Annotated in this window: 8 protein-coding genes and 2 pseudogenes; 4 read left to right on the top strand and 6 right to left on the bottom strand. The window is 76.5% G+C overall.

What is annotated here, in order from left to right:
• Positions 1–3: 3 nt before the first annotated feature.
• A complete protein-coding gene (locus tag ACLQ20_RS26020) occupies positions 4–600 on the bottom strand; it encodes a hypothetical protein (protein WP_358117063.1) in 597 nt (198 codons plus the stop codon).
• 146 nt (positions 601–746) lie between these two features.
• On the opposite strand from ACLQ20_RS26020, the pseudogene ACLQ20_RS26015 reads away from it, so the two are divergent.
• Together ACLQ20_RS26015 and ACLQ20_RS26010 are read left to right on the top strand one after the other, a co-directional pair.
• A pseudogene (locus ACLQ20_RS26015) lies at positions 747–1,112 on the top strand (GNAT family N-acetyltransferase); the annotation flags it as partial.
• 258 nt (positions 1,113–1,370) lie between these two features.
• Positions 1,371–1,943, top strand: a pseudogene (locus ACLQ20_RS26010) (SAM hydrolase/SAM-dependent halogenase family protein); the annotation flags it as partial.
• Between the two features lie 111 nt (positions 1,944–2,054).
• Here ACLQ20_RS26010 and ACLQ20_RS26005 read toward each other — a convergent pair.
• Complete coding sequence (locus tag ACLQ20_RS26005) at positions 2,055–3,260, bottom strand: hypothetical protein (RefSeq protein ID WP_425857938.1); 1,206 nt, start codon at positions 3,258–3,260, stop codon at positions 2,055–2,057.
• A 110-nt stretch (positions 3,261–3,370) separates the two neighbouring features.
• Between ACLQ20_RS26005 and ACLQ20_RS26000 the strand changes: the two genes are divergently transcribed.
• Positions 3,371–4,312, top strand: a complete 942-nt coding sequence (locus tag ACLQ20_RS26000) for a zinc finger domain-containing protein (RefSeq protein ID WP_425857937.1) — start codon at positions 3,371–3,373, stop codon at positions 4,310–4,312.
• 266 nt (positions 4,313–4,578) lie between these two features.
• Positions 4,579–8,223, top strand: coding sequence for a hypothetical protein (locus ACLQ20_RS25995; RefSeq protein ID WP_425857936.1), 3,645 nt, complete (start codon positions 4,579–4,581; stop codon positions 8,221–8,223).
• A 188-nt stretch (positions 8,224–8,411) separates the two neighbouring features.
• On the opposite strand, the gene pspM is transcribed toward ACLQ20_RS25995, so the two are convergent.
• The 4 genes from pspM to ACLQ20_RS25975 form a co-directional block, all read right to left on the bottom strand.
• Positions 8,412–9,191 carry a phage shock envelope stress response protein PspM gene (gene pspM, locus ACLQ20_RS25990; RefSeq protein ID WP_327030832.1) on the bottom strand — a complete coding sequence of 260 codons (780 nt, stop codon included), beginning with the start codon at positions 9,189–9,191 and terminating at the stop codon, positions 8,412–8,414.
• 23 nt (positions 9,192–9,214) lie between these two features.
• Complete coding sequence (locus ACLQ20_RS25985; protein WP_327030831.1) at positions 9,215–10,087, bottom strand: PspA/IM30 family protein; 873 nt, start codon at positions 10,085–10,087, stop codon at positions 9,215–9,217.
• 206 nt (positions 10,088–10,293) lie between these two features.
• Positions 10,294–10,728, bottom strand: a complete 435-nt coding sequence (locus ACLQ20_RS25980; RefSeq protein WP_151457765.1) for a helix-turn-helix domain-containing protein — start codon at positions 10,726–10,728, stop codon at positions 10,294–10,296.
• 145 nt (positions 10,729–10,873) lie between these two features.
• On the bottom strand, positions 10,874–11,461 hold the full coding sequence (locus ACLQ20_RS25975; RefSeq protein WP_151457871.1) for a CinA family protein: 588 nt from the start codon (positions 11,459–11,461) through the stop codon (positions 10,874–10,876).
• Positions 11,462–11,523 lie beyond the last annotated feature (62 nt).

Genomic DNA, 11,523 nt, shown 5'->3' with positions numbered 1-11,523 from the left:
CCGTCAGCGCAGGCCCGTGAGGACCTTCTCGTACCTGGCGCGATCGGCGGCGGGGGTCTTCGCCTCCAGGTAGTTGAGCACCACCGTGCCCCGCCGGAACGACTGGCCGCCCCACGTCTCGGCGATGTCGCTGGCGCTGGTCTCGTCGGGGAAGACGTACACGGTGACGGCGTCGGTCGCGACCAGTTCGGAGCAGCCCAGGCCGAGCCCGTCCGGGCCGCACTCGACCGACCGGTCCCGGGGGTTCGGCACCTTCAGCCCGGCGGCCTTGAACGCGTCGACGACCTGCCGCGCGCCGGGCGTCCCGGTCGGGCGGACCGGCAGCTGGACCGGCGGCGGGCTGGCGGGGCGGCGCTGGGTGGGCCCGCCGGCGCTCGGACCCGCCGGACCCGCCCCCGTCGGCCGGGCGCTCGGCGGGGCGGCGGGCGTCGCCGTGGCCTCCGCCGCGCCGGTCGGGCCCGGGGTCGGCACGTCGGCCGGGGTCGACGCCGTGGCGGCCGGCGGCGCGGCGCGCCGGTCCTCCGCGTCGTCGCCGCAGGCGGCGGTGAGGGCGGCGGCGATCACGAGCACCGCGACGGCGGGCAGGCTCCGGTTGGTCACCCCTGGCAGTCTGCCCAACCGGATCCCGTCCCGGCAGTGGCCGGTCGGTCAGTGCGGCTGTCCCATTTCTGCCAGACCGCCCCGGTCGACCGGGGCGGTCTGCCGGCGTCGGTACGATCCCGACCGGTCGACGAGGGGAGCCGACGATGACCGTGGTGGACGGGGCGGACGGGGTGACCGTCCGGCCGGCGCGGGCCGGGGACCGGGCGGCCGTGGACGCGCTGCACGAACGCGAGTGGGGCGGGCCGTACGTCGTCGCCCACGACACCCGGTACGACCTGCGTACGCTGCCCGCGCTGGTGGCGACCGACGGGGCCGGGGCGGTCGTCGGGGTGCTCGCCCACCACGACGACGCCGACGGGCTGGAGGTGGTCAGCGTGGTGGCCGCGACGCCCGGCGGCGGCGTCGGCACGGCGCTGCTGGCGGCGGCCGGCGAGGTGGCCCGGGCCGGCGGCCGGGCCCGGCTCTGGCTCGTCACCACGAACGACAACCTGCGGGCGCTGCGCTTCTACCAGCGGCGCGGGCTGCGGCTGGTGCGCGTGGACCGGGGCGCGGTGGACCGGGCCCGCCGGCTCAAGCCGAGCATCCCGGTGGTCGGCGAGGACGGCATCCCGCTGCACGACGAGTTGGTCCTGGAACTGCCCCTCACCGCCGACGGACCGGTCCCGGACCTGCCCCTCACCGCCGAGGGACGGGTCGCCGCCGGCCGCCCGGTCCACGGTCGGCAGGTCGTCGCCGGCCCGCCCGCCGGCACCGCCCGCGCCCCGTGGATCTCGCTGACCACCGACTACGGCCTCGCCGACGGATTCGTCGCCGCCTGCCACGGGGTGATCGCGCGGCTGGCGCCGGAGGCCCGGGTCGTCGACGTGACCCACCTTGTCCCGCCGGCCGACGTACGCCGGGGCGCGGCGGTGCTCGCGCAGGCCGTGCCGCACCTGCCGCAGGGGGTGCACGTGGCCGTCGTCGACCCGGGCGTGGGCACCAGCCGGCGGGGCGTCGCGCTGGCCACGCCCCGCGGGCTGCTGGTGGGGCCGGACAACGGCCTGCTGGTGGAGGCCGCCGAGGCGCTGGGCGGGGTGACCGCGGCCGTCGGGCTGACCGACCCGGAGTGGCTCGCACCCGAGGTGTCCCGCACGTTCCACGGCCGGGACGTCTTCGCGCCGGTCGCCGCGCGGCTGGCGCTCGGCGCACCGCTGTCCGGGGTCGGCCCGGCGGTCGACCCGGAGTCCCTGGTTCGGCTGCCGGCGCCGGTGCTCCGGCGCGAGGCGGACGGGTTCACGGCCGAGGTGCTGACCGTCGACCACTTCGGCAACGTCCAACTGGCGGCGCCGGCCGACCTGCTGCACATCACGGCCGGCTGAGCAGCGGGTCGGCCGGACGAGGTGTCGGACGGGCGACCCGGGCGCCGGGCCGGACCGGAGCCAGCCGGCCCGGCGGGCGTACGCGGGTGGTGGTCAGCAGAGCGGCACGGTGCCGCCGTAGACCGCCGAGACGTACGCGTGGCTGACGTACTGGCCGCCGGTGAGGCGGTTCCACCGGTTGGTGGTCCGGTACGGGCCGGCGACGGTCTGCCCGGTCACGTAGCACTCGATCGGCACGTTGGCGTACCGGGCGGCCAGGCCGCGCACCGCGTACCCCGTGCCGGCGCCTGCGCGGATGTTGAGCGGACCGTCGCCGACCACGCCACGCGGGCCGCCGCCGGTCCACAGGTACGCCACGTCCACCCAGGCGTTGGTGGTGAGCTGCAACCCGTCCCAGAAGGTGCCGTCGGCGAGGTCGACGCCGGCCGGGTTCAACACCACCCGCCCGAACTGGTCCCGCCCGCCGTTGTAGCCGTCCTGGTAGGCCGCCTGTGCCTGCGGCCGGCCCTGCGGAAGGTCCTTCCAGTTCTCCCGGACGGCGCTGAGGTTCCAGTAGTCGTCCCGGGTGTTCCACGGGCCGACGTCCCAGACCGGGGCGTACTCGCAGCGACTGCCCGTGGTGGTGCAGACCCGCACGGTGTAGTCGCCGGTGTTCGCCGGGGCCAGGGCGCGCCGGGACGGCAGCGCGACGAAGTGGTCCCCGGTCACGATCGTGTGCCCGTTGGCGGTCACCTCGCCGACCAGCCCGATCCGCGTCGCGTACACCCGGTAGGTGAGGCCGGGCGAGGCGGCGACGGCGGCGGCGGTGTCGGCGGTGAGTCGCACGGCGCGCACCTCCGCGGTCGCGCCCGGCCGGCTCGCGGTGAGCACCACCCGGGTCTGCACGCGGGTGACCGGCCGGTCGAAGACCGCCCCGCCGGTGGCCTCGCGCCACTCGGTCCAGCCCGCCGCCCGCCAGCCCCGCACCTGGGCCTCGGCGGTGCCGCCGGCGGCGGTGCGGGCGTCGACGGCCGCGCGGATCCGGGTGGCCGGCCGGGCCAGGGTGCGCGGCGACGCGAGGAAGATCCCCTCGGCGACCGCGCTGCGGGGCGCGCGGGACCGCGCGGGGCGGGGGTCGGCCAGGCGGAGCCCGGCGCGGGTGTGCCGGACGTTGACGTCGTCGGCGTCGACGCGGGAGAGGTCGGTGCTCCACCGTTCGCCGCCAGCGGCAGCGATCGCGGGGCTCGGGGCGGGTACGAGGGCGAGGGCGAGGATGACGGTCAGGGCGGCGGTACGGGCGCGACGTTGGGGCAGAATCATGGGCATTCTCCTCAGAACTCCCTGATCGTGCCCTTGTCGGTAGATCGACAGGAACCACCATACAAATAGCGACACATGCGAATTCGGCTCGGACGAGGAAGGATGGACGGGTGCCCGAAGGCGACACCGTCTGGAACACCGCCCGCGTACTGCACCGTGCCCTGGCCGGCGCCCGCCTGACCGGCAGCGACTTCCGGGTGCCGCAACTCGCCGCGACCGACCTCGCCGGCTGGACGGTGCGGGAGTCGGCCAGCCGGGGCAAGCACCTGCTGCTGCGGCTCACCGCCCCACCGCACGCCACGCCACCGCCCGACGCCCCGATCACACCGCAGGGCGGCACGGCCTCGGCGCAGGGCGGCACGGCCTCGGCGCAGGGCGGCACGGCCCCGGCGCAGGGCGGCGGTGCGGCCGGGGACGCAGCCCCGGGAGACGACGGCGGGGCGCGCTGGACGCTGCACTCGCACCTGCGGATGGACGGCGCCTGGCGGGCGTACGCGCCCGGGGAACGCTGGGCGGCCCGGCCGGCGCACCTGATCCGGGTCGTGCTGCGCAGCGCGCGGGCGGTCGCCGTCGGCTACCACCTGCACGAGTTGGCGCTGGTGCCGACCGCCGAGGAGGAGTCGCTCGTCGGGCACCTCGGCCCCGACCTGCTCGGCACGGACTGGGATCCGGCGGAGGCGGTGCGCCGGTTGGCCGCCGACCCGGACGTCACCATCTCCGAGGCGCTGCTGGACCAGCGCAACCTGGCCGGCGTCGGCAACCTCTACAAGTGCGAGGTGCTCTTCCTGCGCGGCGTCTCGCCGTGGACCCCGGTGCGCGCGGTGCCGGACCTCGCCGGCACCGTCGCCCTCGCGCAGAAGCTGCTCGCGGCGAACCGGGGCCGCTGGACGCAGAGCACCACCGGATCGCTGCGCCGGGGGCAGACCAGCTACGTCTACGGCCGGCGCGCCCAGCCCTGCCGGCGGTGCGGCACCGCGATCCGCAAGGAGGAACTGGGCGAGCGGGTCACCTACTGGTGCCCGGTCTGCCAGCCGGAGCGTGCCGCCGACTGACCCGGCCGGGCCGGTGCGACACGCGCGTGTCCTGCGTCGCGCATGGCGGGTAGCCACCCGCAGCCACCCGGCCGGCGTGTCGGGCGGGACACTCCGCCGGCAGGGCGGCGAGTCGCGTCCTTGCCACGGATACGGACGATTGGGTACTTCCTAACATCGGCGTCGAGGTCGCATGCTGCGGTTGACTCCTCACGCATCGTCAGCGACGCGCGACCGGTCCGCCACGCCGACGTGGCGGCCGCCGCGCCCGGACACCGGGGAGAGCCATGGAGCTGTTCCGCAGACTCCGGATCCCGTGGGCGGAGCGGGCGAGCGCCCGCGCCGAGCACGACGCCGACGGGACCGGGGCGGGTCCCGTGCCGGCGGCCCGGCGCGCGGCCGAGCCGGTCGCCGCGCCGGCCAGCCTCGACCCGGCCGCCGTCCCGCGCTACTTCGGTCCGCTGCCGAACCAGGCCCGCAGCCCGCTGCCGGTGGTCGACGCCGACGGCTGCGTGCTGCCCGGCACCGGCATCCGCAAGTTCGTCGACGCGCTGCCCCGCCCCGGCGCGCTCGGCCGCACCGAGCTGGGCGCCCACCTGCCGGTGGCGGTGCCGGACACCGTCAGCTATCCGGGCTGCGACTACTACGAGATCGGCCTGGAGCAGTACGCGCAGCGGCTGCACCGGGACCTGCCGGCGACCCGGCTGCGCGGCTACCGGCAGCTCAACCTCGGCACGGACGCCCACGGGCACAACACGGTCGCGCCGGCGGGGCGCCCCTGGCACCTCGGCCCGCTCATCCTGGCCCGGCGCGGCCGGCCGGTCCGGGTCAAGTTCATCAACCAGCTCCCCACCGGCCGCTCCGGCGAACTCTTCCTGCCGGTCGACCCGACCGTCGACGGCGCCGGGGCCGGCCCGCTCGACGGCCCGGCGCCCTACCCGCAGAACCGGGCGGTGCTGCGGCTGGCGGGCGCGCACACCGGCTGGACCAGCGCCGGCAACCCCTGGCAGTGGGTGACGCCGGCCGGGGAGATCACCCCCTACCCGACGGGGCCCGGCCTGACCCACGTGCCCGACATGCCGCCGCCCGGCGCGGGCGCCACCACGCTCTACTACCCGAACGAGCAGAGCGGGCGGCTGTGCTGGTTCCACGACAACACCGTCGGCCTGGCCCGGCTCACCGTCTACTCCGGCCAGGTCGCCCTCTACCTGCTCACCGACCCCGCCGAGGAGCGGCTCGTCGCCGACGAGGTGCTCCCCGCCGACCAGCTGCCCCTGGTGATCGAGGACAAGACGTTCGTGCCGGAGGACGCCCAGCTCGCCGGGGAGGACCCGACGTGGGACCGGGACCGCTGGGGCTCCCGGGGCAGCCTCTGGCACCCGCACGTCTACCAGCCCCGGCAGAACCCGCACCGGGCCGACGGAACGAACCCGACCGGCCGGTGGGACTACGGTCCGTGGTCGCGCACGGGCGACGACGCCGGGCAGCGGGAGCACGGCGGTACGCGGCACCGGGCGGACCCCGTGCCGAACCCGCACCACGACCCCGTCGCCGACCCCGACGAGCCGCCGCTCGCGCCCGGCGTCCCGCACCCCTCGGCGGTGCCGGACGCGTTCGGCGACACCGTGCTGGTCAACGGGATCGCGTACCCGTACCTGGAGGTCGAGCCGAGGACGTACCGGTTCCGGATCCTCAACGCCTGCCTGGACCGCGGTCTGAACCTCCAGCTCTACCGGGCTCGCTCCGACGGGCCGATGTGGGACCCGGACGGCGGGCTTGCCGACGCCGACGCCGGCGAGGTGCCGACGGTGGAGGCGGTACGCGCGCCGGAGCGGCCCGCCGGCTGGCCGACGGACGGGCGCGACGGCGGGGTCCCGGACCCGCGCGCCGCCGGCCCGGAGCTCGTCCAGATCGGCAACGAGTGCGGCCTGCTGCCCGCGCCGGTGGTGGTGCCGAACCGGCCGGTCAGCTACCGGTACGACCGGCGCGACCCGACCGTGCTCAACGTCGACGCGCACGCGCTGCTGCTCGCCCCGGGGGAGGCGGCCGACGTGCTGGTGGACTTCTCCACCGTCGCGCCCGGCGGCACGCTGATCCTCTACAACGACTGCCCGGCCCCGCTGCCCGGCTTCGACCCACGCGCCGACCACCACACCGGCGCCCCGGACCGCAGCGCCGAGGGCGGGGCGCCGCCGACCCGCCCCGGGTACGGTCCGAACACCCGCACCCTGCTCCAGTTCCGGGTCGCCGGCACCCCGGCGCCGCCGTACGACCTGGCGCGGCTGCGCGAGCGCCTGCCCGAGGCGTACGCGGCCAGCCAGCGCCCGCCGATCGTGCCGCAGCCGGCGTACGACGTGGCGTTCGGCACCCGGACCGCGCGCGACACGGTGGTCCCGGTGCACGCCGCGACGGTCAGCTTCGTCCCGGCCGGCTCCGCCGCCCCGGTGCTCCTGCCGCTGGAGGTCAAGGCGGTGCAGCAGGTCTTCGAACCGGACCACGGCCGGCTCGTCGGCCGGCTCGGCGTCGGGCACCCGCACGCCGGGCCGCTCTCTCCCACCGTCCTGCCGCTCGGGCCGACCGACCCGGCCACGGAGGTGCTGCACGTCAGCGATCCGGCCGTCGCGGTGGGCGGGCCCGGCGACGGCACCCAACTCTGGCGGATCCGCGGCAACAGCCGGCAGACCCAGCCGGTGCGGTTCACCGGCTGCGACGTGCAGCTGGTCGGCCGGGTCGGCTGGGACGGTGCCACCCGGCCGCCGCACCCGGCGGAGCGGGGCTGGAAGCAGGTCGTCCGGGTCGACCCGCGCGAGGACGTGATCGTCGCGCTCCGGCCGGTCGCGCCGCCTCTGCCGTTCAAGATCGGCGACAGCGTACGGCTGCTCGACCCGCTACGGCCGGCGGGCGCCCGGACCGGCTCGACCCCGGTCAGCCCGGTCGACGGCCGACCCGCGGTCGTGGTGAACCAGCTCGTCAACCTCGGTTGGGAGTACCACTGGCACAGCCAGCTCGGTGGCCACCGGGACCAGGGCATGATCCGGCCGCTGGTGCTGCGGGTGTCGCCCCGGGCACCGACCGGGCTGACCGCGACCCCCGCCCCCGGCTCGGCCACCGCGCTGCCCGCGATCGCGCTGACCTGGACGGGCAACGGGAGCCGACCACCGGCCACCAGCCACCAGCTCCAGCGGGCCACCGACGCCGCCTTCACGGCGGGCCTCACGGCGATCACGGTGGCGGCCACGGCGACCCGCTACACCGACGCCAGCGTCATCCCCGGGGTGACCTACCACTACCGGATCCGGGCGGAGAACGCGGTGAGCTGCTCCACGTGGTCCAACAGCGTGCCGGCCTCGGTGCATCTCGCCGCGCCGGCCGGGCTGACCGCGGCGATCCCGCCGGCCGCGCCGCTGCGGATCGCGCTGCGCTGGGCCAACCGCTCCTTCGCGACCGGGATCGACGTGCAGCGGGCCACCAACCCGACGTTCAGCAGCGGGCCGGGCACCACCGCGATCGGCGTCGGCGACAACCATCTCGACATCGCCGTCGCCCCCGACACCACGTACTACTACCGGGTGCGGACCACCTATCTCGGCGCCTCGTCGGCCTGGTCGACGGTTGCCCGGGCGACCACCCCGCCGGCGCCGGGCCCGCCCACGGGGGTGACCGCCACCGCGACGGCACCCGGGCCGGACACGGCGACGGTGATCCTCGCCTGGGCGGCGAGCACGCCGGCCGCACCGGGCGCGGGGTTCATCGTGCAGCGGGCGCTGGACCCGGCGTTCGGCCTGGAGGTGGCGACCTTCACCGTCACCGGCCGGGGCTTCACCAACACCGGGCTGGCGCGCGGCGTCACCTACCACTACCGGATCCGGTCGTTCAACGTCGTCGGCAGCTCCCCGTTCACCGGCCCTGTCCCGGTGACCACACCCCCCTGACCCCCGCTCCCCCGCGGCCGTGTCCCCGCGCCGCGCCGCGTCGATCATGCAGTTGTGGTGGGGTGCAAAACGCCCGAACAGGTACCGAGCCGGCACCACAACTGCATGATCGACCGTGCAGGAGGGACGGGGCACTCGGAGGGGCGAGGCACTCGGAGGGGCGAGGCACTCGGAGGGGCGGGGCGGGGTCAGGGGGTGCGGAGGGGGGCGCCGACGCCGCGGAGTTCGGTCAGGGCCGTGGCGACGCCGTGCAGCAGGTCGGTCGCCTCGGTGAGCCGGGAGGCGGCCGGGTGCGCGGCGTCGGGGTGGGCTTCCCCGGCAACGTAGCCGGCAGCGGCCACGACGAGCCGCTCGTACGCGGTGACGCCCTGCTCCAGCTGCGCGGTCAGGGCCCGGTGCGCCTCGGCCAGCGGCGGCCGGGACTCGGCCGGGGCGAGCCGCAGGGTGCGCTCGACGCTGGCCACCCGGTCGGCCAGGTCCCGCAGCGACCGGTCTGCCTCGGCGGCCTCCAGCACGGCCGGCGAGGCGAGCCCCGTGAGCCGGCCGGTCATCCCGGCGAGGGTCAGGGCGGCCCGGTCCAGCCGGGCCCACGGCTCGGCGGCGCTGGTGCCGCGCAGCGCCACCCGGGAGCGCACCCGGCGGACCTCGGCCAGCACGCCGGGGCCGACGGGGAGCCGCTCCACGGCGGCCACCAGCTTGGCGCGCGACCGGGCGGCGGCCTCGGCCGGGTCGAGCGGCGGCGGCGCCGGCTGGGCCGCCAGCGCCCGCAGGTCGATCCAGCGCCAGGCGGCGAGCACCAGCGCGCCGCCCGCCCCGGCCGCCCACGCCGCGTCGGGCAGCCCGAGCCCGGCGTACGGGGTCAGCACGGCGGCGGCGCCGCCCAGGCCGCCGGCCGTGACGCTCCACCGGCGTGCGGAACCCCGCAACCGACTCAGGCGCCGGAAGTACCGCGTGCGCTCGTCTGCCACCTCTGCCTCCTCGAACCGGCCGCTCAGCCGGCGGCGGTGGTGTCTCCGGTGCCACGTTCCCGGCCCATGCTGGCCCGGATCTCGTTCAGCCGGGCGGCGGCCGCCGGGTCGGCGGCCGGCGCGGCGGGCTGGGCCTGCTCCGCGGCCGGTCGTTCCTGCTTGCCGCCGAGCTGCTCGCCGGCCATGCTCGACCGGATCTGCTCCAGGCGGGACGAGCCGGCCGAGTCCAGGGTCGACTTCTGGATCTCCAGCATGCGGCCCTCGACGGAGTTGCCGGCCAGCTCGGCGCGGCCCATCGCCGTGGCGTACCGCTGCTCGATGCGGTCGCGCACCTCGTCGAGCGAGGGCGTGTTGGCGGGGGCGGTCAGCGACGACATCGACTCCAGCGAGCGGGCCACGCTCTCCTGCATCTTGGCCTGCTCGAGCTGGCTGAGCAGCTTGGTGCGCTCGGCGAGCTTCTGCTGGAGGATCATCGAGTTGTTCTCGACCGCCCGGCGGGCCTGGGCGGCGGCGGCGAGCGCCTGGTCGTGCAGGGTCTTGAGGTCCTCCGTGGCCTGCTCGGCCGAGACCAGCTGGGTCGCCAGGACCTGTGCGGACTGCTCGTAGCGGCCGGCCTCGGCCTCGTCGCCGCGGGCGCGGGCCTGGTCGGCGAGGACCAGGGCCTGGCGGGCGTTGGCCTGCAACCGCTCGACCTCGGTCATCTGACGGGACAGCTTCATCTCCAGCTGCCGCTGGTTGCCGATCACGGCGGCGGCCTGCTGAACCAGCGCCTGGTGCTGGCGCTGGGCCTCCTCGATGGCCTGCTGGATCTGCACCTTCGGATCGGCGTGCTCGTCGATCCTGGCGCCGAAGAGCGCCATCAGGTACTTCCACCCCTTGACGAACGGGTTCGCCATCTTTGCGTTGTCCCCTCAGTAGCGTCGCTCCGCCTGGACCGCGCCGGGTGCTCCCGGCCGGCTCCGGCGCGGCAGTGGCTCCATCGTCCCAGCCGGACGCCACCGGGGCATCCGTACCGGCGAGCGAAGCGAGCGCCGACGCCGTCCGCGATCAAGGGTACGCGGCGGCGTCGAGGGCGACCACGTGGCGAGGAAGAGGGAGTGGATCAGGCGGCGCAGACCACGTCGCGCTCGCTGCCCCGGACCCGGGAGCTGCGCAGGGTGGCCTTGAGCGGGGAGTCCTGGCGGACCTGGACGGCGACCGTGCCGTCCGAGCTGACCTGGTGGACGCCCCGACCCGTGCTCCTGCGGACGGTGACGGGCGCGGCCGGCTCGTCCTGCACCGGCACCAGCACGCCGGGCATCTGCTCGGCGAGGGCGACGGTGTCGCTGACCTCACGCAGCAGCTCGGACAGGCGCGCACCGAGGGCGTCGCAGATCGCGGCCAGCAGCTCGCTGGAGGGCTCCTTCTGGCCGCGTTCGATCTCGGAGAGGTAGCCGAGGCTGACGTTGGCGGCGGAGGAGACCTCGCGCAGGGTGCGGTGCTGCCCCTGCCGGCGCGCCCGCAGTGCGTCACCGATCACGCGGCGTAGCAGGACCATTCGCACCTCCCCCTGAGGGACACCACTCTTCCAGGCGGCCTGTCCGGCACGTCGAGCCGGACCGGTCGTCGGAGCCTTCCCGCAACCGTACCCGTTGCGGGCCCCCACGACATCCCACCCCGCCCCTCGGATCCTGGGAAGGCCGTCAGCGGCGGCCCGCGCCGGCCGCGTCGGTCCGCCCGCCGTCGGCCCCGGTTGCCCGGCTGTCGGACCCCGCCGCCCCGGCGGCGTCGGTCTGGTGGATCCGCGCGGCGAGCAGCCGCAACGCCTCGACGACCGCGGCCGAGCGGACGTGGTCGCGACCGCCGTCCAGGTCGAGCTGCCGGACCTCGGTGCCGGACGGCCCTGCCACCGCGACGTAGACCAGCCCGACCGGCTTGCCGTCCTGCGGTTCGGGACCGGCCACCCCGGTGGTGGCCAGGCCCCAGTCGGCTCCGCAGCGGCGCCGTCCGCCCTCGGCGAGGGCCACCGCCACGTCCGGGTCGACCGGCCCCCGGTCGGCCAGCAGATCCTCGGGTACGTCGGCGAGCAGCGACTTGAGCTCGGTGGCGTAGACCACCAGGCCGCCCCGGTAGATGCCGCTCACCCCGGCGATCTCCACGATCGAGGCGGCCAGCAGGCCGCCCGTGAGCGACTCGACGGTGGCCAGGGTCTCGTGCCGTTCCGAGAGGCTGTGCACCACGCCGGCCGCCGGGCTGCCGGCCGGCCGCGTTCCGTCAGCGTCACTGTCCATGTCCCGGATCCTTTCCCCGCCCCGCCGGCCCTACTCATCCTTCCCGACGGGCGCGGCTCCGG

The organism is Micromonospora sp. DT46 (genome assembly GCF_049841735.1).
GTDB lineage: Bacteria > Actinomycetota > Actinomycetes > Mycobacteriales > Micromonosporaceae > Micromonospora > Micromonospora reichwaldensis.
This window is presented reverse-complemented; position numbering and strand designations above follow the sequence as displayed.